The 23,663-nt window shown below is 67.6% G+C and carries 22 protein-coding genes and 1 tRNA gene; 13 read left to right on the top strand and 10 right to left on the bottom strand.

The genetic code is table 11. The annotated features are described in order from the left end of the window. Nucleotides 1-57 precede the first annotated feature (57 nt). Nucleotides 58-1,464: a M20/M25/M40 family metallo-hydrolase gene (locus tag EKM57_RS00470; RefSeq protein WP_129790506.1), complete on the top strand. Its 1,407-nt coding sequence runs from the start codon at nt 58-60 to the stop codon at nt 1,462-1,464. A gap of 5 nt (nt 1,465-1,469) precedes the next feature. Then, on the top strand, nt 1,470-2,090 hold the full coding sequence (locus tag EKM57_RS00465; protein WP_206185238.1) for a glutathione S-transferase family protein: 621 nt from the start codon (nt 1,470-1,472) through the stop codon (nt 2,088-2,090). A 47-nt stretch (nt 2,091-2,137) separates the two neighbouring features. Here EKM57_RS00465 and EKM57_RS00460 read toward each other — a convergent pair whose 3' ends face one another. Beyond that, the gene (locus tag EKM57_RS00460; protein ID WP_129790505.1) at nt 2,138-2,761 is read right to left on the bottom strand and encodes a TetR/AcrR family transcriptional regulator; all 624 of its coding nucleotides are present in this window, start codon (nt 2,759-2,761) and stop codon (nt 2,138-2,140) included. Between the two features lie 102 nt (nt 2,762-2,863). Between EKM57_RS00460 and EKM57_RS00455 the strand changes: the two genes are divergently transcribed. From EKM57_RS00455 to EKM57_RS00435, 5 genes are all read left to right on the top strand, one after another. Then, nucleotides 2,864-3,613 carry an SDR family NAD(P)-dependent oxidoreductase gene (locus EKM57_RS00455; RefSeq protein ID WP_129790504.1) on the top strand — a complete coding sequence of 250 codons (750 nt, stop codon included), beginning with the start codon at nt 2,864-2,866 and terminating at the stop codon, nt 3,611-3,613. Then, entirely contained in the window at nt 3,610-4,824 is a 1,215-nt protein-coding gene (locus EKM57_RS00450) for an MFS transporter (protein WP_129790503.1), read from the top strand. Before EKM57_RS00455 ends, EKM57_RS00450 begins: the two co-directional genes overlap by 4 nt. Before the next feature lie 168 nt (nt 4,825-4,992). Beyond that, complete coding sequence (locus EKM57_RS00445) at nt 4,993-6,036, top strand: trans-acting enoyl reductase family protein (RefSeq protein WP_206185237.1); 1,044 nt, start codon at nt 4,993-4,995, stop codon at nt 6,034-6,036. Between the two features lie 130 nt (nt 6,037-6,166). Then, entirely contained in the window at nt 6,167-6,781 is a 615-nt protein-coding gene (locus tag EKM57_RS00440) for a GNAT family N-acetyltransferase (RefSeq protein ID WP_206185236.1), read from the top strand. Between the two features lie 207 nt (nt 6,782-6,988). Beyond that, nucleotides 6,989-7,606, top strand: a complete 618-nt coding sequence (locus EKM57_RS00435) for a TetR/AcrR family transcriptional regulator (protein ID WP_129790501.1) — start codon at nt 6,989-6,991, stop codon at nt 7,604-7,606. Between the two features lie 47 nt (nt 7,607-7,653). Here the strand turns inward: EKM57_RS00435 and EKM57_RS00430 are convergent, their stop codons facing one another. From EKM57_RS00430 to cmk, 5 genes are all read right to left on the bottom strand, one after another. Continuing rightward, the gene (locus EKM57_RS00430; RefSeq protein ID WP_129790500.1) at nt 7,654-8,820 is read right to left on the bottom strand and encodes an acyl-CoA desaturase; all 1,167 of its coding nucleotides are present in this window, start codon (nt 8,818-8,820) and stop codon (nt 7,654-7,656) included. A gap of 109 nt (nt 8,821-8,929) precedes the next feature. Further along, nucleotides 8,930-9,139 carry a cold-shock protein gene (locus tag EKM57_RS00425; RefSeq protein ID WP_165357123.1) on the bottom strand — a complete coding sequence of 70 codons (210 nt, stop codon included), beginning with the start codon at nt 9,137-9,139 and terminating at the stop codon, nt 8,930-8,932. A gap of 967 nt (nt 9,140-10,106) precedes the next feature. Beyond that, a complete protein-coding gene (locus tag EKM57_RS00420; protein ID WP_129790499.1) occupies nt 10,107-10,385 on the bottom strand; it encodes an integration host factor subunit beta in 279 nt (92 codons plus the stop codon). 216 nt (nt 10,386-10,601) lie between these two features. Further along, nucleotides 10,602-12,305, bottom strand: coding sequence for a 30S ribosomal protein S1 (rpsA, locus tag EKM57_RS00415; protein ID WP_129790498.1), 1,704 nt, complete (start codon nt 12,303-12,305; stop codon nt 10,602-10,604). Nucleotides 12,306-12,600: 295 nt separating this feature from the next. After that, entirely contained in the window at nt 12,601-13,239 is a 639-nt protein-coding gene (cmk, locus tag EKM57_RS00410; protein ID WP_129790497.1) for a (d)CMP kinase, read from the bottom strand. A 217-nt stretch (nt 13,240-13,456) separates the two neighbouring features. Between cmk and EKM57_RS00405 the strand changes: the two genes are divergently transcribed. Together EKM57_RS00405 and EKM57_RS00400 are read left to right on the top strand one after the other, a co-directional pair. Beyond that, nucleotides 13,457-13,783 (top strand): TIGR02300 family protein, encoded by a 327-nt coding sequence (locus tag EKM57_RS00405; RefSeq protein ID WP_129790496.1) that lies wholly within the window; start codon nt 13,457-13,459, stop codon nt 13,781-13,783. A gap of 175 nt (nt 13,784-13,958) precedes the next feature. After that, nucleotides 13,959-14,034, top strand: a tRNA-Ala gene (locus EKM57_RS00400). A gap of 80 nt (nt 14,035-14,114) precedes the next feature. On the opposite strand, the gene EKM57_RS00395 is transcribed toward EKM57_RS00400, so the two are convergent. The 4 genes from EKM57_RS00395 to EKM57_RS00380 all read right to left on the bottom strand — a co-directional run bounded on the left by EKM57_RS00395 (nt 14,115) and on the right by EKM57_RS00380 (nt 17,878). Further along, nucleotides 14,115-14,915, bottom strand: coding sequence for an SRPBCC domain-containing protein (locus tag EKM57_RS00395; RefSeq protein ID WP_129790495.1), 801 nt, complete (start codon nt 14,913-14,915; stop codon nt 14,115-14,117). A 12-nt stretch (nt 14,916-14,927) separates the two neighbouring features. After that, nucleotides 14,928-15,518, bottom strand: coding sequence for a helix-turn-helix domain-containing protein (locus EKM57_RS00390; protein ID WP_129790494.1), 591 nt, complete (start codon nt 15,516-15,518; stop codon nt 14,928-14,930). A gap of 274 nt (nt 15,519-15,792) precedes the next feature. After that, entirely contained in the window at nt 15,793-16,896 is a 1,104-nt protein-coding gene (locus tag EKM57_RS00385) for an NADH:flavin oxidoreductase/NADH oxidase (protein WP_129790493.1), read from the bottom strand. Between the two features lie 229 nt (nt 16,897-17,125). Next, entirely contained in the window at nt 17,126-17,878 is a 753-nt protein-coding gene (locus tag EKM57_RS00380; RefSeq protein WP_206185235.1) for a FadR/GntR family transcriptional regulator, read from the bottom strand. Nucleotides 17,879-18,168: 290 nt separating this feature from the next. Between EKM57_RS00380 and EKM57_RS00375 the strand changes: the two genes are divergently transcribed. Genes EKM57_RS00375 through EKM57_RS00360 form a run of 4 tightly spaced genes read left to right on the top strand, consistent with a single transcriptional unit; the run spans nt 18,169 to nt 23,661 of the window. After that, nucleotides 18,169-19,368, top strand: a complete 1,200-nt coding sequence (locus EKM57_RS00375) for an MFS transporter (RefSeq protein WP_243450832.1) — start codon at nt 18,169-18,171, stop codon at nt 19,366-19,368. Continuing rightward, the gene (locus tag EKM57_RS00370) at nt 19,365-20,543 is read left to right on the top strand and encodes an L-rhamnonate dehydratase (protein ID WP_129790492.1); all 1,179 of its coding nucleotides are present in this window, start codon (nt 19,365-19,367) and stop codon (nt 20,541-20,543) included. Before EKM57_RS00375 ends, EKM57_RS00370 begins: the two co-directional genes overlap by 4 nt. Continuing rightward, nucleotides 20,540-21,439, top strand: coding sequence for an NAD(P)-dependent oxidoreductase (locus EKM57_RS00365; RefSeq protein ID WP_129790491.1), 900 nt, complete (start codon nt 20,540-20,542; stop codon nt 21,437-21,439). The genes EKM57_RS00370 and EKM57_RS00365 overlap by 4 nt, the downstream gene beginning before the upstream one ends. Continuing rightward, entirely contained in the window at nt 21,436-23,661 is a 2,226-nt protein-coding gene (locus EKM57_RS00360) for a TIM-barrel domain-containing protein (protein ID WP_206185234.1), read from the top strand. The genes EKM57_RS00365 and EKM57_RS00360 overlap by 4 nt, the downstream gene beginning before the upstream one ends. Nucleotides 23,662-23,663: the final 2 nt, after the last annotated feature.

The raw sequence follows: 23,663 nt of genomic DNA, 5'->3' as shown, positions 1-23,663 counted from the left end.
CAGAAGGAACGTACGCTTGCGCGTCTAGTCTGCGCCTCGTCAAGTCGAGGTGGGAACATGGACGTCGAAAAGCTGAAGGCCTTCGTAAGCCGGTCCTGGGACGCCGAGGTCATGCCGGCGCTCCTGGCCTATATGGCGATACCCTGCGAGTCCCCGGCCTTCGATCCGGGCTGGGAGACCAGCGGTCATATCCAGCGTGCCGTGGACCTCATGGCCGGCTGGGCGCGAAGCCGTCTCGCCCGGGTACCGGAGGCGCGCGTCGAGGTCGTGCGGCTTCCCGGCCGTACGCCGGTCCTTTTCATCGACGTGCCCGGCGACGCCCGCGCGCCGGTGCTGATCTACGGTCATCTGGACAAGCAGCCGGCGCTGGACGGCTGGGCCCCTGGGCGAAGCGCCTGGGCGCCCGTGATCGAGGGTGAGAGGCTCTACGGCCGCGGAGGCGCCGATGACGGTTATGCCTTGTTCGGCGCGATCCTCGCGCTCCTGGCCTTGCGCGAGCAAGGCCTGGCGCATCCGCCCTGCCGTATCCTCATCGAGGCCTGCGAGGAGTCCGGCAGCGGCGATCTTCCCCACTATATAGACCAGCTCGAGGAGCGAATCGGAAATCCTGGCCTCGTTGTTGCGCTCGACGCCGGATGTGGGGATTACGAGCGGCTCTGGTCGACGACCTCGCTGCGCGGCCAGGTGGCCGGCACACTGACGGTGGAAGTGCTCGCCGAAGGCGTCCATTCGGGCGACGCCTCCGGCCTGGTCGCATCGCCGTTCCGGATCGCCAGGACCCTGCTTTCGCGGCTGGAGGACCCGGGCACGGGTGAAGTCCGCCTCGCGGACCTTCAGGTCGAGATCCCGGCCGAGCGGCGCGAGCAGGCGCGTGGCGCCGGCCTCCTGCTCGGGTCCATGCTCTACAGGCCGTTGCCGTTCCTGGACGGCGTTCGGCCGGTCGCCGACGATGCTGCGGAGCTCGCGCTCAACCGCGCCTGGCGGCCCCAACTCGCGATCACCGGAATGGACGGCCTGCCGTCGATCGCCGATGCCGCGGCCGTCATGCACCCGTGGCTTGCCCTCAAGGTGAGTCTCAGGCTTCCGCCGACGCTGGACGCGCAAGCGGCGGCGGAGAAAGTGAAGGCGCTGCTCGAGGCACAACCTCCCTATGGGGCACGGGTCGAATTTCGCGCCGAGCTCGTCTCCCCCGGCTGGCACGCGCCGCCGCTCGCTCAATGGCTCCGGACGAGCCTGGAGGCCGCCTCGATCGGAGCATTCGGCCGGTCCTGCGCCTTCATGGGCGGAGGCGGGGGAATCCCGTTCCTGTCCATGTTGGGCTCGCTCTATCCAGCGACCCAGTTCGTCGTCACCGGCGTGCTTGGCCCGCAGTCCAACGCTCACGGACCCAACGAATTCCTTCACCTCCCGACCGCACGGCGGCTCGTCTCCGCGCTCGCGCACCTCCTTCACGACAGCCAGTGAGACCCATGATGAAGCTTCTCTACCAGACCCACTCCCCTTATGCCCGAAAGGCCTTGGTCTTCGCCCACGAGGTGGGCCTCGCCGACAGGCTCGAGGTGGTCCACCAGGAGACCAGCCCGACCAACCGCAACGAGGCCGTCTTCGCCCACAATCCGCTGGGGAAGGTGCCGGTGCTGGTGCGCCCCGGACAGGCTCCGATCTTCGATTCGGATGTGATCTGCGCCTTTTTCGACAGCCTGAACGAGGGAAGGAAGCTGATCCCGGAGACGGGCGCGCGGCGATGGCAGGCCTTGACCATGCAGGCAGTGGCCCAGGGTGTGTGCGAGGCCGGAATCGCGCTCCGGTGGGAGACCGTCCGTCGCCCCGAGCCGCTTCGCTACCCGCCGCTTGGCGACGGTTATGCCGAGAAGCTCGTGGCGAGCTACGATTGGCTGGAGCGCGAGCTGGATCCCGAGGCGCCGCTTCATGTCGGCCATGTCGCCGTGGCCACGGCCCTGAGCTGGATTGCGTTTCGCGATCTGCCGGACTTCCGAGACGGCCGGCCGCGGCTGAGCGGCTGGCTCGATCGCTTCGCCGCCCGGCCTTCGATGCGCGCAACGCCGCTCTCGGGCGACACGCAGGATTAGCCGGGGTTCCTCGGCCGCGCGCCGCCGAGTCACCGGCGGCCGAGCTTCTACCGATCGGGCCCCGATCGCTCGTCGCGGCGCCCCGGCCAGGCCGCGAGAGCGGCGTGCGCGATCGCGCGCAGCTCGGCTTCCGAAGCCCCGTCGCGCGCCTGGATGGACATGCCCTGCTGCACCGTCACGTAGAAGCTCGCCAGAGCCTGGACGTCACTGTCTTGCGGGAGCTCTCCCGCGCTGATGCCGTCGCGGAGGCGATTGGCCATGTCGTCGATCGCTTCCCGACGCAGTCGCACGAGCTCGCTGCGCACCGTCTCGCAGCTTTCGGTGGCGTGAAGCGCCGAAAGGACGACGAGGCAGCCCGGCGGCTTGCCCGGCCGGGTGAAGACGCGCGCCGTCTCCAGAAGAAATCCCGCGACGGCCTCGTAAGCCGTGGGGGCGGCGTGGACCGCGGCCCAGATCTCGACGCCTTCGGTTGTGCCGTAGAGATTGAGCGCCTCGCGGAACAGCGCCTCCTTGCTGCCGAAGGCGGCATAGAGGCTCGGCGGAGCGATCCCCATCGCCTGGGTCAGATCGCTGATCGACGCCCCTTCATAGCCCTTGTCCCAGAACAGCTCCATCGCGCGGGCCAGCGCCACGTCCTTGTCGAAGCTGCGTCGTCGCCCGCGTTCCGCCATCTGCCATCCAATCTGTATCGGTTGATACATAATTCACTTGACGGGCCGGGGCAACCTTGGCACGTGATCTGTATCGATCACTACAGAAAAGGATCTTCCACGATGACCGACCGCCTTCCTCTGCTCGGAAAACGTGCGCTCGTCACCGGCGCCAGCCGCGGAATCGGCGCCGCGATAGCGCGCCGGCTCGCGCGTGACGGCGCCGACGTCGCCATCACCTACGAGCGGTCCGCCGACCGCGGCGAGGCGGTCGGGAGGGACATCGAGGCGGCCGGCCGGCGCGCGCTCGTCCTCCAGTCGGACGCCGGCGATCCTGCGGCCATACGCCGTGCGGTGAACGATGCGGCGGGGGCGTTTGGCGGGCTCGACATTCTGGTCAACAATGCCGGCATCTTCCGCGGCGGGCCGCTTGCCGAGCTCAGCCTCGAGGACATCGATGCCACTTTGGCGGTCAACGTCAGGGCGGTCGTGATTGCCAGCCAGGCCGCGGCTGCGCACATGGGCGAAGGGGGGCGGATCGTCTCGATCGGCAGCAACCTGGCCGAACGCGTCACCGAGCCGGACGTAAGCCTCTACGCGCTGAGCAAGGCGGCGCTGATCGGCTGGACGAAGGGACTGGCACGCGATCTCGGTCCGCGGGGCATTACCGTCAATCTCGTCCATCCGGGCTCGACCGACACGGACATGAACCCCGCCGAGGGCCCGGGCGCCGAGGCGCAGCGCGCCCGCATGGCGATCCCGCGCTACGGAAGCGCCGACGACATCGCCGCACTGGTGGCGTTCGTCGTCGGGCCGGAAGGGCGCTCGATCAACGGCGCCGGCTTGACGATCGACGGAGGAGCCAACGCATGACCGAGGCGGCCCGCGCAGCCGCGCTGGGCCGCGCATTGTGGCTCCTGGCAATCGGAGGCGCGGTCATCGTCGCGACGGAGTTCATCGTCGTCGGCTTGCTCCCGATCCTCTCTCGCGACCTCGGCTTGGAGCTTGCGGAGACCGCGCATCTGGTCGGCGCCTTCGCTTTATCGGCGGCAGTGGCCGGTCCGCTGTGCATGCTTGCGCTCGCCGGTCAGCCGCCGCGCCGGCTCCTGGCCGGGACCCTGCTCCTGTTTGCCGCCGGCAATATCGCCTCGATCCTCGTTCCCGACTTCATGGTGCTGATCGCGATACGCATCGTTCAGGGCGCTGCCCTCCCCGTATTCCTCGGTGCAGGAGCCAGGGTCGTGACGGCGCTCGCGCCGCCCGGGCGAAGCGGCCGCGCGCTCGCGCTCGCCAATCTCGGCTTCGCCATCGGCCTCGTCCTGGCGATGCCGGCCGGAGTCGCGCTGGTCGGCAGCGGCGCATGGGCTCCCGCTTTCGCCGTGCTGGCCCTGCTTGCTTTGGCGACGGCGGGATTGGTCGTCGTCGGTTTCCCTGCGGTCGGCCGGTCGTCGGCACCATCGATCCGGGAGCAGCTCGGCCTCCTCGCGCGGCCCCTGTTCGTCAGCCACCTCCTGCTCTCCGTCGCGGTCTTCGCCGCCATGTTTGCCGCCTACACCTATATCGCTGCCCTGCTTGGGGCGCTCGCCGGGCTCGAAGGTCTCTCGCTCGCCCTCGCTTTGACGGCGTTCGGCGGCGTCGGGCTCATCGGCAACGCCTATGTGGCTCGAATCGCGGACCGCGCTCCGCTCGGCGCGACGGTCGCCTGCCTCGCACTGCTTGCCGCTTCGGTTCTCGCCGCCACTCGAAGCGGGGCAGGGCCGGGCGTGGTTCTTGCGCTTCTGGTGCCCTGGGGAGCCGCTCACACGGCGGGTGTGGCGCTCTGCCAGGTCCGGGTGACTCTGGCTGGAGGCCGGGCGCCGGCCTTTGCCATGGCCATGAACATTGCCTCCGCCAATCTCGGAATCGCGCTCGGCGCGTTGGCCGGGGGGATGGTGGTGCATCGATGGGGGCTTGGCTCCACCGGCTGGGCCACTGCCGGCTTGGCGCTCGTCGCTGGCGGGCTCGCTCTCGTTACGGCCCGGCTGGCCGGCGCCCGCCGCGATGCTCCCGCTCAGGCGGCCCGTTGCGCGCAGATCGGCGCATAGCCGACGCGAAAGGGTGCTGAAGCGCTCGCGAGCGTGAGCGGCCGGGCCGAGCCGAAGTCCACGTTGTGCGCGGTCCTTTTCTGGCTCCTCGCGCAATCGCTCCTGTTGACGCGATACAGACCTGTCTGTATCTACAGAACAGACAGGTCTGTATCGAAGGAGAATGAGGTGGATCTTCTGACCCGCAAGTCGTCCGAGCAAGGGCGAGTCGCCATCTTCGGCGCCAACGGACATACCGGCCGCTTCCTGGTGTCGGAGCTGGAGCGGCGCGGGCTGACGCCGGTCGCGGTCGGGCGGAGTTCAGCGAAGCTTGAGGGGCTCGGCTTTGCCCGGCGGGGAATGGCGATCCACGAAGCTTCGCTCGACGATCCGGCCTCGCTCGACCGCGCCTTCGCAGGCGTCGCAGCGGTGGTGAATTGCGCCGGGCCCTTCCTGGAGACGGCCGACGCGGTGGCCGCCGCGGCGCTTCGCGCCGGGGCGCATTATCTGGACGTCACGGCGGAGCAGCCGAGCGCCCGCGCGATCTTCGAGCGGTTTGACGCACCTGCGCGGGACGCCGGTCTGGTCGTGATGCCGGCGATGGGCTTCTACGGCGGATTAGCCGACCTGCTTGTGACGGCGGCCCTCGACGAATGGGAGGGTGCCGACGAGATCCGGATCGGCATCGCGCTGGACAGCTGGCACCCCACGAAGGGAACGCGAATCACCGGCGAGCGAAACACGGCGCGGCGCCTGGTCGTTGCCGATGGCCGGCTCGAACCGCTGCCTTCGCCTCCCGCCGAGATGGACTGGGAATTCCCGCCACCATTCCATCGGCAGGGGATGATCGAACTTCCCTTCTCGGAGATCGTCCTGATCTCGCAGCACGTTCGGACCGCCGAGCTTCACACCTATCTCAATGGTACCGCCCTTCGCGACGTCCGCGATCCCGCCACGCCGCCTCCGGAGCCAGCCGACGAAACCGGCCGTTCGGCGCAGCGCTTCCTCGTCGAGGCGATTGTCCGCCGCTCGGGCCGGGAGCGGCGCCTCGCCGCGTCGGGCCAGGATATCTACGCCTTCTCGGCGCCCTTGGTCTGCGAAGCCGTCGAGCGCATCCTCCGCGGCGAGTCGAAGGCGTCGGGCGCACTTGCGCCGGGCGCCGCCTTCGAAGCGCGGGCCTTTCTCGAGGCGCTGGCTCCGGATCTCCTGACGCTGGATCTCGCCGCCGCCTGAGGGCTCCACTCGAATGTCCGCGTGGGACAAGCGGCGCGTCACGACTTGCGCTGCAATCCGCAGGCCGACCATAGGAACAGTCCGGGAGCGACTTCGGCCACCGGCATCGATTGGGAGCATCGGGGGGCTCGTGGCCGGCGTCGCCGCGGCCTTCTCCCGCGCCGCAGCCGGCGGATCGGGCCGCTGCGCCGGATGGGAGGACCACATGATACAGGATGCGCAGCTCGAGACGGCGAGGCTCTTCGTCCGCCCGTTCGAGGATGAGGACGTGGACGCTCTCGTGGACCTGTTCGCCGATCCCGACGTGCGCCGCTATGTCGACGACGGACGTGCGCTCAGCCGCGCCGATGCGGCGCTCTGGGTCCGCAATTCGCGGCGCAATCTCCGGCTCCACGGCTACGGGACCGGCGCCGTGGTGGAACGGCCTTCGGGCAGGCTGATAGGTTGGGCCGGGATGGCCCGCCCGGACGAAGGCGGCGAAGAGCTCATTTACGGCTTGGCCCGACCGTTCTGGAACCGGGGGCTCGGGCGCGAGCTTCTCGCCGCTCTGGTCGATTTCGCGACCGAACGCGGCATCGATCCGCTCAGGGCCACCGTGCATCCGGACAACAAGGCCTCGATCGCGCTCCTCGAGAGGCAGGGCTTTCGGCGACGCTCGCGGGCGGAAGCGGCCGACGCGAACGATCTGCTGTTCGAACGACAGGCGGACCCCTCCGCCTCCATGGTGGCCGCCCCATCCAGATAAAGTCCGGCACCTCTCTTCCGATGCGGCGTCCGGAACGAGATTTTCCCGGGTGGCGGAGACGTTGGCGTCGTCGCCGGCTCCGGCATGATCCTGAACGCGGCTACCGCCGGCGCACCCGTCCAGGAGCTTCGTGATCGGCGTTGAAAATTCTGGACGAGCAGCAACAGACTTGTCTGTATCAGGTGCGCACCATAACTCGGGGGCTCGATGACAAAGACATCAGGTCCCGATGCTCCTGGCCGGCCCGCAAAAGGCGCCGAGCTTCGGGACCATATTCTCGAGACGGCGGCGAACCTATTTTACCGTGAAGGCGTCCGGGCGGTCGGAGTCGATCTGATCGTGGCGCGGGCCGGCGTCGCCAAGACCAGCCTCTATCGTTACTTCGCCTCCAAGGACGATCTGGTCGAGGCATTCCTGAGGCGCGAGGACGAGGACTTCTGGCGCCACTGGGACAGCGTGGCGGCCGCTCACCAAGGCGATCCCGCTGCCGAGCTCGAGGCTCATCTCGAATGGATCGAAGAACGGATCCGACGGCCGAACTATCGCGGCTGCCCGCAGCTGAACGTCGCGGCCGAATTTTCGGATCGCCGCCATCCTGCTCGCGCCGTTGCGGCCGCCCACAAGGCCGAGCTGCGGCAACGCGTGAAGAGGATTTTGGAAAGGATGGGCGCGGCCCGTCCCGACGCGCTTGCCGCACAGCTCGCGCTCGTGATCAACGGCGCCTTCGTCAGCGGGCAGTTTCAGGAAGAGGAAAAGCCGGCCAGACTCCTATCCGCAATGGCCCGCGCGCTGATCGAGGGCATGGACCGGGAGGGCGGCCGCTAAGGCATCTCCGTTCGCGCCATGACGCGCGTCGCGGCGGAGTTGAACCCTCAGGCCTTGACGGGCGAAGCCATGAGGTGGCTGCCGATCGCCGCCAGGAGCAGCTCGTGGCCGCGCTCGACGATATCGTCGAGCGATGGGGTCCTCGCGAACATCGCCTTCGCCTGGGCCGTGAGTTCGGCGCGGCTGGGCACGTGCGGCGCATGCAGGCCGGCCAGCGTCTCGCCGGCGCGATCGCGGGCATGGGCGAGCGCGTGCCGCAGCGCGGACAGCTCGGGCGGGTGAAGCGTCGAGGCGATCGACTGGGCGATGCGCTCGGGGTCGAAGCGCATGGCGAGTTGCTCGGCCGTTCGCTGGATGGTGCGCGTGCCGAGTCGATGCTCGTTGCGCAGCACGCGTCGGGGCGGCGATTTCAGGTCCCACACGATTCCGAGTCCGGCGAGCATCTTCAGGACGTACCAGGTGACGTCAATCTCCCACCAGCGGAAGCCCTGGCGGACGCTGCTCGGATAAGCGTGATGATTGTTGTGCCAGCCTTCGCCCATGGTCATCAGCGCCAGCAGCAGATTGTTGCGGGAATCGTCGCCGGTCACATAGCGCTTGCGGCCGCGCACGTGGGCGAGCGAGTTGATGCAGAAGGTGGCGTGGTAGACGAGCACCGTGCTCCACAGGAACCCGACCACCAGGCCGGACCATCCTGCGATCAGGAAGCAGAGGCCGGCGAGGAGGAGAGCGGGCGCGATCTCGAACTTGTGCAGCCAGCGAAGCTCGGGATAGCGCGCGAGATCGGGAACCTGGCCGAGATCGGCGGTGTCATGCCGCCGCGAGAAGATCCATCCGACATGGCTGTAGAGAAAGCCGGTATGCCGCGGCGAATGGACGTCGCGCGGCGTATCGGAGTGAAGGTGGTGGTGCCGATGCTTGGCTGCCCACCACAAGACGCTTTTCTGCGCCGTGCTCTGGGCGAGAAGGGCCAGGATGAACTGGAACAGGCGCCCCGTCGCGAACGATCGGTGCGAGAAAAAGCGGTGATAGCCCGCAGTGACCGCGAACATCCTGAGCCAGTAAAGCGTCACGCAGAGGGCGACCGCCGGCCAGCTGATCCCGGTCCAGAAGGCAGCCAGGCAGCCGAGATGGACCAGCAGGAAAGGGATGGCGGACGGGTAGAGGATGTCCTCATGATCGCCGCGTGAAGCGATATTCGGTTCGGGAGTCATGGATATCCAGGTCTGTAAAAGCCCCGCACCTGGCGAGCCAGGCACGGGGCCGAAGTCATCGCCCTGCCAGTACATCCGTGGTCAGGCCGATCAAGGGGCTTGGCGCCGCTTAGGCTGCGCTGAGCTCCTCCGCGGCGGACTTGCCACTGCGGCCGTCCGCTACGATTTCGAAGGAGAGCTTCTGGCCCTCATTCAGGCCGGTCATGCCTGCGCGTTCTACCGCGCTGATGTGAACGAAGACGTCCTTGCTGTCGTCTTCAGGCTGGATGAAGCCGAAGCCCTTCTGGCTGTCGAACCATTTTACGGTGCCTATGGTCATGGGAATTCCTTTCAACATGCGTGCGTCGAGCCGCGCCCGTGGCGCGGCGGTGAAGTCGAGATCTGGAGAGAAGTAGCTAGTCAGGCACGCTGTTGAGCGGCGAGGCCATGTCGTTCGGCCGAAACTCGATGCAACCGAGATGGTGATGGAGGGCCACTTGCGCAAGGGGCGGTCCGTTGAGGGTCGGCTCGGACGACCTTCGTGCGCGCCGGCCCGGGGCCTCGCCCGCCGGCCTGGATGCAACGCCGTCCTGAACCGGCTTTGGCTGACCGTTCGACGTGAGTCTTGGTGCGGACGGCGGGACTCGAACCCGCACACCCTGTCGGGTAGCAGATTTTCACCCCACTTCGGCTTTCGCCGCCGCCCGGCAGTGCCCGGGCGTTCGTGGTCCGGACTGTCCCTTCGCCTTAGCCTTTCGGCCTTAGGCGCCGCCCGTCCAGTCTCTACACCTTCCGCTTCCCGGGAGGGGAGGGGCTTGGCTCGGGATTGGCCTGAGGCGCGAGCCTGTTAGCGTTCCCCGACTTTGAGCGGTTCTACTCCGGTCGTTTCCGGCCGGGCACTCCAATTGAAGTCTGCAGCGTCTACCATTTCGCCACGTCCGCACGTGGGCCTCCGCCACTGCCACAGCGAACCGCGGAAGGCGAGCAAATCCCGATCCGGCTGGTTCGCTCCCGCCGCGCCGTCGGGCGGCAGGGGTTCCGCTTTCCGCGCGGCGAGCGTTCCGGCGAACGGCGGAGGTCCGCCATTCTTGGCCTCCGGAGGAATGCGGCCAACGGGCAGGGCAGGCATTTTCGAGCGTCGAGCCGTTAGCGTCTCGCCGCATCCGCCCGGCGCCGCCCTTCGGCTGGGCGCCCGTGGCGGCTCCGACGATCGGAGCCGCCGCCCTGGGGCGACGCATTCGTCAAGGCGACGCTCGACGGATCACGGAAGGATGAGGCGCGCGTGGTGCCGCGCGGCCCGGCGCCCCTCAGACGTTCAGGCGCTCGCGCATTTCTTTGCCCGGCTTGAAATAGGGCACGCGCTTGGCGGAGACGTCGACCGGCTCCCCGGTGCGTGGATTGCGGCCCTTGCGGGCGTCGCGGCCGCGGGTCGAGAAGGCGCCGAAGCCGCGAAGCTCGACGCGTCCTTCATTCTGCAGCTGCTCTATGATCGAATCGAAGAATGCAGACACGACCCGCTCGACCTCTTTGAGCGTCAGATCGGGATGGTCATCACAAAGCTTCTGGACGAGTTCGGACCGAATCACGGCTCCCCCCTGTTCAAAGCGAAAATCCTCTGTCGTGGGGCCCCGTCGGAATCGCAGCGTCCCCATGCAACCGAAGCGGCCGAGGCGGACAGTCGCACCGAAATGTGCAAAATGCAATATCGCTGGCGATCGAAAATCCGTGCAATTCAAAGGCGCTAGAGATTGGCTTGATGAAAGCGCGGCGGGCGGCCTCGAAGACCGCCCGCCGGCTTGTTCTCAACCCTGCTTCTGCTTGAGCGCCTCGCCCAGGATGTCGCCCAGGCTCGCGCCCGAATCCGACGATCCGTACTGGGCCACTGCCTGCTTCTCTTCGGCGATCTGCAGCGCCTTGATCGAGAAGTTCGGCTTCTTGGACCGGTCGAAGCCGATCACCAGCGCGTCGAACTTCTGTCCGATCTGGAAGCGCTCCGGCCGCTGCTCGTCGCGATCGCGACCGAGGTCGGTGCGCTTGATGAAGCCGGTCGGGCCGTCGTCGCCGACCTGGACTTCGAGCCCGCCGTCGCGGACCTCGAGGACGGTGACGGTGACGGTCTCGTTCTTCGAGACGCCGCCGCCGGCGGTGCCGCCCTTGGCGACGCCGCCGCGCTCGAGCTGCTTCATGCCGAGGCTGATCCGCTCCTTCTCGACGTCGACGTCGAGGACGACGGCCTTCACCGTCTCGCCCTTGTGGTGCAGGTTCAGCGCTTCCTCGCCGGTTACGCCCCAGGCGATGTCGGACATGTGGACCATGCCGTCGACGTCGCCGTCCAGGCCGACGAACAGGCCGAACTCGGTGGCGTTCTTGACCTCGCCCTCGACCTCGGTGCCGACCGGATGCTTCTCCGCGAAGGCCGACCACGGATTGGCCTGGGCCTGCTTGAGGCCGAGGCTGATCCGCCGCTTCTCCTCGTCGACCTCGAGCACCGCCACTTCGACTTCCTGGCTGGTGGAGACGATCTTGCCCGGATGGACGTTCTTCTTGGTCCAGCTCATCTCGGAGACGTGGACCAGGCCCTCGATGCCCGGCTCGAGCTCGACGAAGGCGCCATATTCGGTGATGTTGGTGACCCGGCCCTGGAACACGCCGCCGATCGGATATTTGGCGGAAGCGCCCTCCCACGGATCGCTCTCGAGCTGCTTCATGCCGAGGCTGATGCGCTGGGTCTCGCGGTTGATGCGGATGATCTGCACCTTCACCGTGTCGCCGATGTTCAGCACCTCGGAAGGATGGCCGACGCGCTTGTAGCTGATGTCGGTGACGTGCAGCAGGCCGTCGATGCCGCCCAGGTCGACGAACGCGCCGTAATCGGTGATGTTCTTGACGACACCGTCGACCACCTGGCCTTCGGTCAGCGACTGGATCAGGCCCGAACGCTGCTCGGCGCGGGTCTCTTCCAGGATGGCCCGGCGCGATACGACGATATTGCCGCGGCGGCGGTCCATCTTCAGGATCTGGAAGGGCTGGGGAAGGTCCATCAGCGGACCGACGTCACGGACCGGGCGGATGTCGACCTGGCTGCCCGGCAGGAAGGCGACGGCGCCGCCGAGATCGACGGTGAAGCCGCCCTTGACGCGGCCGAAGATCACGCCCTCGACGCGGTTGCCGGCGGCATATTCGGTCTCGAGCTTGTCCCAGGCGGCCTCGCGGCGGGCGCGGTCGCGGCTCAGCATCGCTTCGCCGTGAAGATTCTCGATTCGGTCGACATAGACTTCGACCGTGTCGCCGACCTTGAGGTCGGACTTCTGGCCCGGCGCCGCGAATTCGCGCAGCGGGACGCGGCCTTCGGATTTCAGGCCGACGTCGATGACGGCCATGTCGTTCTCGATGCCGGTGACGGTGCCGGTGACGACGCGGCCTTCGAAGCCTTCATTCTCGCCGCCGAGGGATTCATTGAGGAGGGCCGCGAAATCGTCGCGGCTCGGAAATGCCGTAGTGGCCAAGTGCAATACCTTCATAATACCGGTCCGCACCGCGTGATCTTCATGAAAGCGCGCGGGCCGGGCCAGAGTGATGTTGCCGCAACGGCCTCGCACCGGTGCGGCGTCCGCGAGGCGGCGCCTGGAGGCCGGCTTCAAGCAAAAAGGCGCGTCAAGAGGCGGCGCCGCCGCCCCTTACGCGCTATGCCGATTCGGCTTTCCACGCGCGTCACCGCCCGTTGGACGCGCCGGCATATAGACAAGAGTGGCACAAGGAGCAAGGCGCGCCGGCCTGCCGCCCGGGGGGGCGGCCAGTGGCTCAGTCGTCGCGGCGGCGGCCCGCGCGCGCGCGCTCGACGGCCGCGATCGCCGCTTCGACGGCGGCCGCCACCTCCATGGCGCTGGTGTCGATAAGACAGGCATCCCCGGCCATTCGGAGCGGCGCCGCGCTGCGGCCCTCGTCCCGCTCGTCCCGGGCGCGAATGTCGGCGAGGACGTCGGCCTGGTGGACGTCGAGGCCGATGCGCTTGAGCTCGGCAAAACGGCGCTGGGCCCGAACTTCGGGGCTTGCGGTGACGAACAGCTTCACGTCGGCCTGGGGCACGACGATCGTGCCGATGTCGCGGCCGTCGAGCACCGCCCCGCCCGGCTGGGCGGCGAAGCGGCGCTGCCGCTCGAGCAAAGCTTCGCGCACGAGTGGATAAGCGGAGATTCGAGAAGCGATCCCGCCCACCGTCTCGCTCCTGAGTTCGGGGTCGGCCAGGTCGATCTGCGAAAGGTCGCAGGCTCGCGCCGCCGCAAATTCGCTCTCGGGATCGCCGCCCATGCCCAGCAGGTTCAGGGCGGCGGCCCGGTAGAGGAGGCCGGTGTCCATGTGCGGCAGGGAAAAATGCTCGGCCAGGGCGCGCGCAATCGTTCCCTTGCCGCTCGCGGCGGGCCCGTCGACGGCGATGATCATGCGCGCGCCCGCCTCTCGGGCGCCGCTTCGGGCGATGGTCTCATCGATCGGCCTCTATCGGCTTGTGGCGGTCAGGGGCAACGGCTTTCCCGGTGCGCCAGGCCCGCTTTCCCGCGGCTTTGACAGCGCGACACCCATGTGGCAAGGCGCGCGCCAACCGGGCCCGTGTCGTCGCGGCGCCCATTTCAAACAGTTCGAGAACGGAGTTCTTTCACCCATGGTGAAGCCTGAATGGGGCACCAAGCGGACCTGCCCGAAATGCGCGACCCGCTTTTATGATCTCGGCAAGGACGATCCGGTAAACTGCCTTAATTGCGGCGTTTCCTGGTATCCCGAACCGGTCCTCAAGTCCAAGCAGCCGATGCCGTTCGAGGCGGCCAAGCCCGAAGCGGAGGTGGAGAAGGAGGATACGGATCTCGCGGCCGACGATCTCGACATCGACGTCGACACCGACGCCGAGGAAAATCCCGACGACGAGGTCGATCTCGGCGGGGACGACGATATCGGGGTCGCCAAGACGGGCGACGACGACGAGGAGGTTTGAGCCGTCCGGCGAGCCGCGGGACGGCTCCGATGGCAATCTGCTCCGACCTCTGATCGGGCTACTTGCGGACCAGCGCCGGGTCCCCTAAATGCGGCGCATCACCAGAGCGGGACGCGGTGCTTCGGCACGGCTCCCGCTCATTCCATCGCGGCCCAACGCGATGGCGAAAAGGTTCGGGGCCGTAGCTCAGCTGGGAGAGCGTCGCAATGGCATTGCGAAGGTCAGGGGTTCGATCCCCCTCGGCTCCACCATTCCACTGAGAAGCTTCGCATGGACGGCGGGTGCATGGGGCGGCTCCATTGCCGTCCCGCACGTTCTGGTTCTCAACCGCTCAAGGCGTCACGAGTTTCGCGAGCCAGTCGCGCCATGCCGGTTCGCTCGCCGCCGCGCGCGCTCCAGCCTCCTCGCCATACAGATAGAAGGCCAGGCTGGCATTGACGGCATTGTCGACGCCGTAAGTCCCTAACAGCGCGATGCCCGGGGTAGGTTCGGTCAGCCGCAGCAGAACATAGCGCTGCCTGTTGTCCTGCTCCATGCGCTCGACGATCGCCGACAGCCTCTCCGGTGTTTGCGGGGTCGTCCTTCTCTCGCCGGCATCGACTCCGGCAAGCCCCAGCCGTTCGGTCATCCTCTTCCAGACTTCGAGCTGCGGCGCTTCGAAGCGCGTCATGGCGGAAGCAACGGCCGCTTCCATGCCGGCGAAATGCGAGAGATAAAGGCGCAGCACCTCGAAGAAGGCGGGCCAGCCGCCTTCAAATCCTTCCATCTGGTCGTCCCACTCGTCCGTCGAGGCGAATAGCGAGTGGACCATGCGGACCAGGCAGCGGCCTCCCGACTTGGCCGTCACCGTGATTTCGGTGGCGAGAGGGGGCGCGCCCTCGGCCCAATCGCGCTCCACATAGCCGAACCGCAGGGGCGGCTCCCAGGCGGTCACCTCGCCCCGGGATTCGCCATTCTCGCCCATGTCGAAGCGGATCGCTCCACCGACGCGCTCCTCGATCGTCGCCGGCGTGAACCAGGCCGCATAGCCTGGCCCGGTTGCGATCGCCTGCCACACCTGCTCGGGCGTGCCGGGCACAATCAGGTTCATCTCGACCCAGCGCGTGCCGTTTTCGTCCTTCTTGATGGGCATGAAGCTATCCTTTCAGCAGTGGGCCTCGGAAGGCGCCGGATAAGACGCGACCACCAGCCGGTGCGGCCGCCCGCCCGGCGCACGTTCGTCATGATAGCGCGCCGCAAGCGTCGCGACGGCGCTGGCGAGATCGGCCGTGAAGGCGGCGCGGTCGGCGGGCGACCGGAAGCGGATGACGGTGTCGATCGACAGCGTAGCAAGACGCTTCTCGCTCTGCCGGGCGTTGCGCCACAGATCGCCGACCTCACGGACGACGCGAGCGGCCAGGGCTATGAGATAGCTGGCTGATAGGCGGTCGCTATTGCGGGAAGGATCGGCGCCGATTGAGCCGAGCGCCGACGGCGAAATGACGTAGGACGACGCGGTCGCGACCACCAACCGCTCGGTCAGGCCACCCCAGCGGCGTTCCTCGGCCGCCTCGACCAGCCCGTGATCCTCCAGGGCGCGCAGGTGATAGTTCACCTTTTGGCGTGTGAGGCCCACTCGCCCGGCCAGCGATGCGGCGGAGGCCGGTGCGGAGAGTTGGGCGAGCAGACGGGTCTTTACGGGATCCAGCGCGACGGTCGCGACGGCGGCGGTGTCGATGACGGCAAGGTCGTCCATGGGAGCGAGATCGCATTGACAGAAATTTTTGTCAATATCGGTCCGTCCGTCTCGTTGCGGCCGGGCCAGCCTCGCATCGGCGGCCTTGATTGCCACAACGGCTCGCAAGCGACGCCGCGGCCGCCCCGCCATCACTTTCGACGAATGAAGCTGGGAACCCCCCACGAGCGCTCGGCCGAACCGCGCTTGGGTGTGAAGCCCCCGTGATCCCGCTTTGGCTCACGACCAGCCTCCAACACAGGCTTTGGCGCGGAGACGGGATGTCCTCAGGCTCTCACTGGCCGAAGTCGAAGAGGTCGCGATTCTGGCGAGGCTGTGAACGGAGGTACTGGTCCGGCGCCTTGACGCGAGCCCCGAGATGAGCGGCAGCGTGCCAGGGCCAACGGGGATTGAACAGCATGGCGCGGGCGAGTGCCACCAGGTCCGCATCGCCGGTGCCCACGATCGCCTCCGCCTGGTCGAACTCCGTGATGTGGCCGACGGCCACGACCGGCATCCGCGTCGCCATTTTCACGGCCCGCGCGAGCGGCACCTGATAGCTTGGCCCGACCGGAATCCGTTGCCCCGGGTGAAGTCCGCCGCTCGAGACATGGATCGCATCGCATCCCCGTGCCTCGAGCGCCGCCGCGAAGGCGACCGTCTGCTCGGCATCCCAGCCGCCGTCGACCCAGTCGGAGCCGGAAACCCGCACCGTCACCGCCTTGTCCGCGGGAAAGGCCGCCCGCACGGCGTCGAACACCTCGAGCGGGAACCGAATGCGATTCTCGAGGCGGCCGCCATAGTCGTCCTCGCGTCGGTTCGACAGCGGCGACAGAAATTGGTGCAGCAGATATCCGTGCGCCGCGTGGATCTGGACGGCGTCGACTCCGAGCCGCGCCGCGCGCCGCGCCGCTTCGGCGAAGGCGTCCCGCACGCGGGCGAGGCCGTCGCGATCGAGCGCCTCGGGCGGATCTTCATCCTCGCCATAGGCGATGGGGGAGGGGGCGAAGGTGGTCCAGCCGTTCTTCTTGCCCGGAGGGATCTGCGCGCCGCCCTTCCAGGGCAGGTCGGTCGAGGCCTTGCGACCGGCGTGCGCGATCTGAAGCGCGATCGGCATGTCGGACCAGCGCCGGACGCTTTCGAGAACGCGTCCCATCGCGGCCTCGCTTTGGTCGTCCCACAGGCCGACATCGGCATAGGAGATGCGGCCCTCGGGCAGGACCGCGGTCGCCTCTATCGTCAGGAGCGCCGCACCCGAGAGCGCGAGGTGGCCGAGATGGATGAGGTGCCAGTCCGTCATGCACCCGTCCACTGCCGAATATTGGCACATGGGCGCGATCACGATCCGGTTCGCAAGCTCGAGGCCGCGGATGCGTAGCGGCGCGAACAGCGCGCTCACGCCCGTCCCGCCCAGTTCGAGATGAGGATGCGCGCGCCCGGCATTGATCGTTCCTCGAAGCTTGCGTGGCCAGAAGCGCTACGAGAGGATTCGGTTCCCGCCCGCTCGCGCGAGGAATCGGGTCGCTTCGCAAGAATGTGGACGGGCGAAGGGCGGCTGTCCGATCGCGCCGAAGTGCTGGAATGGTCCCGCTCCTGCAGATCGCCTCGATGCTGAGCAGGCACCATTACTAGACGGACAGCGCCGGATCCCGGACCGATCCTATCCCGGTGTCCTGCAAGGCATGGTCGATGAGCGTGATCATGCATGTTCGCGCCTGGTGCGGATCGCCTTGGGCCAGCGCGTCGAACAGCCGGTAATGGTCGGGCATCGGGTCTCGCACGGCGGCCCGCTCGCGCCGCGCAAACACCGTCGTCCATCCCACCGCCGCCGATATCGTGCTGGAAAGCGATATCACCGCCTCGTTGCGGGTCGATTCCAGGATCATGTTGTGGAACGCCTGATCGGCGGCGCGCCCATGCTCGCTGAGCAGGCCGAACCGTTCCATCTCCTCCAGCGCATGTCCCATGCGGCCGAGTTCGCGACTTGTGCGCCGGGTGGCGGCAAGTGCCGCCGCCGCCGGTTCGACGATCAGTCGTAGCTCGAAAATGTCCCGGATGAAGGTCTCGCTCGGCTCGACCTCGAACATCCAGGCGAGGACGTCGATATCGAGGATGTTCCAACGCCGGCGCTCGCTGACACGCGTGCCGCTCTTGGTCCGGCTCTTCACCAATCCCTTCGCCGCCAGAATGCGAATGGCTTCGCGATATGCCCCTCGCGAAACCTTGAGTCCGGAACTGAACTTCGCTTCCCCGGGAAGCATCTGTCCGGGCGTGTAGACGCCGCTCACGATCGCCACGCCGAGATCGTGCGCGATCGCGTCGTGGATCTGCTTGGGCCGCTCGCCCGGCTTGCCCGTCAGGTCGCGAGGCATGTCGTCCATCATTCTGTGGTGGCGTCGTCCGTCTGGGTCGTCAAGCGCCACGCTTCGAGGGGGCCAACTGGTAGGACCAGATTGTGACAAATCGAAAGTATACGATCTTGCAAAGGTGACGGACTCGCTATACTGGTCGGACCAGCAGGAGGCGGGTCGATGAAGGACGGAGCGCCGGAAACGGCTGTGCGAGTGGCTGCATGCACCTGCCCGGACGGGTGCCGCTAGTATGGGCCGCGAGACGCCAGGCGAAGTGCTGCGAGGGCGATGGATGATCGCGCTGCTCGTCGCCGCCGCCATTGCGATCTCCTATCTCGATCGTCAGACGCTGCCTTGGGCGATCAATCGAAGCCGACATTCCGATCAGCAATCAGGTCAAGGCCGCGCTCGATTCGGCATTCCTTGCCACCTACGGCTTGATGTATCTCGGCGGGGGCTGGCTGCTCGATCGCATCGGCACCCGGCGCGGCTTCATCGTCATCATGATCTTCTGGTCGCTCGCCTGCGCCAGTCACGGGCTGGCCGGCGGCGTTCTCGCGCTCGCCGCCAGCCGCCTGCTCCTCGGGTTCGGCGAAGGCGGCGGTTTCCCCGCCGCCACGCGCGCGGTCGCCGAATGGTTTCCGGTACGCGACCGGGCGACCGCGATGGGTATCATCAACGCCGGCACGGCGGTCGGCGCGGTGATCGCGCCGCCGCTGATCGCTCTGATCCTCACGCACGGCCACTGGATGGGCCTCAGCAGCTGGCGTTGGGTGTTCTTCATCACCGGTGCGATCGGCATCGTCTGGGTGGCGGGCTGGTGGTGGAGCTATCGCACCCCTGACGTGTCGTTCGACCAAAAGGCGGAGCACGTTCCCGTCGAGGCCGTGCCTTCGCTCCGAGCGCTCCTGGCGCGGCGGGAGGTGGCGGGCATCGTGGGGGCCAAGTTCCTCAGCGACGCTGCCTGGTATTTCTATCTCTTCTGGCTGCCCAAATATCTGTTCGAGGCGCATGCCTTCGATCTGAAGCAGGCGGCATCGATCGGCTGGATCCCCTATGCGGCTTCGGGCGTCGGCAGTTTGGCCGGCGGCTATCTTTCCAGCCGGCTGCTGCGCAGCGGCCTGTCCGTCAACGCGGCGCGCAAGATCGCCATGGGCATCAGCGTCGCCCTGATGCCGTTCGTCATGCTGGTGCCGTTCGCCGCGTCGGTCGGATTGGTGATCTTCATCTTCAGCCTCGCCTTCTTCGGCCAGCAGAGCTGGTCCACGCTCGTCATGACGCTTCCGACCGACCTCGTGCCGCGCGGCGCGCTTGGCAGGCTCGCCGGGCTCGTCGGGCTTGGCGGCGCCTTCGGTGGCATCGCCATGGGGCAGGCGGCCGGATGGATGCTCGACGCCGGGCTTGGCTACGGCCCGGTGCTGACCGTCGCCGCTTCGCTCCACGTGATCGCCTTCGTGCTCGTCTGCATCGCGATTCCGCGAATCGGTCCCCTGGATTTCTCACGAAAGGCCTTCACTTGAAGATTACGGAAATCCGCACACGCGTCGTCAGATGGGCGGGCGGGACGGCGCCGCTGCCGCCACATTTCTGCACGAACCCGATGGATCTCGTCTCGCCGCTTCTCTCGCCGGAAACGATGGGCGCGTTCACCTTCCACGACTGGCTGATCGTGGAGATCTTCACCAATGAGGGGCACGTCGGCATCGGCAATGCCGCTTTGTCGCCGCATGTCACCAAGGCGCTGATCGACCGCCATCTCGCCCCGCTTCTGATCGGGGAAAACCCGTGGGACACCGAGTTTCTGTGGCAGCACATGTATCGCCGCACGATGGCGTACGGGCGCAAGGGCGTGGCCGTGGTGGCGATCAGCGCGATCGACATCGCGCTGTGGGATCTCATGGGCAAATCCGCCCGCCAGCCCTGCTACCGCCTGATGGGCGGCCGGACCAAGTCCAGCATCCCGGTTTACGCCAGCCGCCTCTACTCGACCCCGCTCGACGAGCTTGCCGCCGAGGCCGCCCGCTACAAGGCGGATGGCTATAAGGCGATGAAGCTGCGCTTCGGCTGGGGCCCGGTGGACGGCGCGGACGGCATGCAACGCAATCTCGATCTCGTGCGGACGGTCCGCGAGACGGTCGGCGACGGCGTCGACATCATGGCTGACGCCTACATGGGCTGGAGCCTCGATTATGCGAAGCGGATGATGCGGCTGCTGGAGCCGTTCAACCTGCGCTGGCTCGAAGAGGCGATCATTCCGGACGACGTGCACGGCTATGCCGAGCTGCGGCGCTTCGGGACGACCCCGATCGCCGCCGGCGAGCATGAGTCCACGCTTTACGGCTTCCGTCAGCTGATCGAGGCGAAAGCGGTCGACTACATCCAGTTCGACACGAATCGCGTCGGCGGCCTCACGGCCGCGCGCAAGATCGCGGCCTTGGCCGAAGCGCATTCGATCCCCGTCGTTCCGCACGCAGGGCAGATGCACAATTACCATGTGGTCATGGCGAGCTTGAACTCGCCGATCGCCGAATTCTTTCCGCCGGTCGACGTCGAGGTCGGCAACGAACTTTTCTGGCTGATCTTCAAGGGCGAGCCGATGGCGAAGGATGGCTTCGTCGAGCTCGACGACGACGTCCCCGGCCTGGGCCTTGAGATCGACGAACAGGCGCTCGCTCGCTTCGAGGTGACCCAATGACCGACCAATCTTTTCCCGTCGCTGTCCTCGGCCTCGGCCTGATGGGGGGCGGCATGGCGCGCCAGCTCGTCGCGCGCGGCTTTCCCGTCAGCATTTGGAACCGCACCCCGGAGCGCACCCGCGCCCCGGGGCTGGAAGGCGCGCGCGTGGCGGAGACGCCCGCCGACGCGGTGCGCGACGCCTCGTTGGTCATCGCGATGCTTGCGACCGACGAAGCCTCTCGCTCCGTCTGGCTGGGGAGCGACGGCGCGCTTTCGGCGATGAAAGGCGGCGCCGTCGCCGTCGAGTCGAGCACGCTGACCGTCGACTGGGTGCGCGCACTTGCCGCGGAGATGGCGTCGCGCGGCGTCGATTTCCTCGATGCCCCCGTCACCGGGAGCCGGGATCAGGCGGCCAGCGGTGCGCTCAAGTTCCTCGTCGGCGGCGATGCGAGGGTGCTGTCGCGCGCGCGTCCGGTCCTCGACGCGCTCGGCACCGAGATCGAGCATCTCGGGCCCGTCGGCAGCGGAGCGACGCTGAAGCTCGTCAACAACTTCCTGTGCGGGGTGCAGGCCGCCTCGCTCGCCGAGGCCGTCGCGATGATCGAGCGCAGCGGCCTCGATCCCGCCCGGTCGCTGGCGCTGCTCGGCGCCGGGGCGCCGGGCAGCCCCCTCGTTCGCGCCGTCGGTCAGCGGATGCTCGACCGCAGCTACGCGCCGCATTTCCTGGTCCCGCTGATGGCGAAGGATCTCACCTATGCCGCCGCGGCCTTCGGCGCGGCGGGCATCGACCTTGCTTCGGCGCGAGCCGCTCGCGACCGCTATCTCGCCGCGGGCGAAGCGGGATTCGAACAGTTCGACATCGCATCGATCGTCGAGCCGATCCGTGCCGCAGCATCGAACGAAGGGAAGGCATGATGAAGCACGGACTGACGCGCCGCGGCAGCCTGCAGGCGATCGCCGCCACGTTCGCAATGCTCGGCACGCGCGCGGCCGCGGCGGTCGGCGCGGCGACCCAGCCTCCGCTGGAGCTGCGGCTCACCGACATCGGTGGCGGCATCGTGCGCCTCTCGCTGCTGCCCCTGGTCGACGGGGTAGCGATCGAACCTGAGGAAAGCGGCTCGCTGGCGGAGCGCGAGTGGCCGGCGCCGGCCGCGCGCATGAGGATCGGCGGCAGGCCACATACCCTGCGTTGCGGCGGTCTCACCTTTCGCGTCGGATCCGACCCGCTTTCGATCGTCGTGACCGACGCGGCCGGCGGCAAGGTGCAGGAGTTCGCCTGGGAAGCCGGCTCGCTGTCCTTCGAGCTCGGCGACAGCCCGCTTCTGGGGCTGGGCCAGGGCGGGCCGCAGTTCGATCGGCGCGGTTCCCTCGATGAAATGAGGAGCGGCGCCGGCGGCTACAGGCTCGCGACGCACGGCTCGCGTGTTCCGATCCAGTGGCTGGTCGGCACCGCTGGCTGGGCGATGTTCATCCACCAGCCGGTCGGATCGTTCGACATGACAGGCATGCGCGGACGCTTCACGCCGACGGTCTCGGGCGGGCCGCTCGACCTTTTCGTGGTCGCGTCGCGCGAGCCTGCCGGGCTGATGCGCGCTTATGCCGAGATTACCGGCTATCCCGAGATGCCGCCGCTCTGGTCGCTCGGCTACCAGCAGTCGCACCGCGCCTTGGGAACGCCTGAAGAGATCATTGCGGAGGCGAAGGAGTTCCGCGCGCGCAAGCTTCCCTGCGATGCGATGATCTACCTCAGCACCGGCTTCGCGCCCGCCGGCTGGAACAGCTACAATGGCGAGTTCGATTGGAACCCCAAGGTCTTCCCGGACCCCGCCGCGTCGCTTGCGGCGCTGAAGGCCGAGAACTTCAAGGTCGTCATCCACGTCGTCCTGGAAGGGCGCCGCCTCATGGGCCGCGTCTCCGATCCCTGCACCGCCCCGCTTTTGCCCAGCGGTCGCCTGCCCGACGGCCGATGGCCGCCCGACCGGCAGGTCAGCTGCTACTGGCCCTTCCACAAGCCACTGATCGACATCGGGGTCGATGGTTGGTGGCCCGACCAAGGCGACGGTCTCGATCCGCCGTCGCGCCTCGCGCGCAACCGAATGTATTTCGAGGGGCCGCAGCTCTACCGTCCGGACAAGCGCCCTTACGCGCTCCACCGCAACGGCTTTGCAGGCATGCAGCGCTTCGCGGCGTTCCTATGGTCGGGCGACGTCGAGTCACGGTGGGCGGCGCTGGCGACGCATGTTCCGATTGCGATCAACACGGCCATCAGCGGCATCCCCTATTGGGGCACCGACATCGGCGGCTTCCAGTCGCGCGACGAGTTTACCGGCGAGCTCTACACGCGCTGGTTCCAATTCTCCGCCTTCACGCCGCTCTTCCGCTCGCACGGTCGCGACTGGCGGATGCACCTGCCCTGGGGATGGACGAAGGGGGAGCGCGGATTCCCGGAGACCGCCCAATGGAATCCCGATCCCGCAGACCTGAGGGACGACCGCGTCGAGCCGATCTGCCGGCAGTATCTGGAGCTCCGCTACCGCCTCCTTCCCTATCTCTACACGGCAGTCCACGAGTGCGTCTCTACCGGCATGCCGATCATCCGATCGCTGTGGTTCCATCATGACGAGCCGGAGGCCGTGAGCCGCGGCGACCAATATCTGTTCGGTCGGGACATCCTCGTCGCCCCCGTCGTCGAGAAGGGCGCCACCCAGCGGCGCCTCTATCTTCCACGGGGCCGCTGGATCGACTTCTGGACCGGCCAGCCGATCGAGGGTGGCCGCGAGATCGACCGCGCCGTCGATCTGGCGACGATGCCGCTCTACGTCCGCGCCGGCGCGGTCGTGCCGCTCGGCCCCGTCAAGCAGCATACGGGCGAGAGGAGCGACGAACCCGTCACGCTTCTGGTCCATCCGGGCGCCGACGGCGGCGGGGATCTCTACGAGGACGACGGCGACAGCTTCGCCTACCGGCGGGGCGACTATAGCCGGTTCGCCTTCCGCTGGTCGGATGCGCGCCGCACGCTCCACGTCCGCCAGTCACACGGCCCTGCCTCGCCGCGCACCTTCGCCGTGCGTGTCGCGGGCGAGGAAAGGACCGTGCCGCTCACACTCGAACACGGCCAGGCGACGCTCCGGCTGTGAGG

Origin of the sequence: Sphingosinicella sp. CPCC 101087, assembly GCF_004151485.1 — a bacterium.
GTDB lineage: Bacteria > Pseudomonadota > Alphaproteobacteria > Sphingomonadales > Sphingomonadaceae > Allosphingosinicella.
The sequence above is the reverse complement of the archived record's forward strand: the minus strand, read 5'-3'. Positions and strand labels throughout refer to the sequence as shown.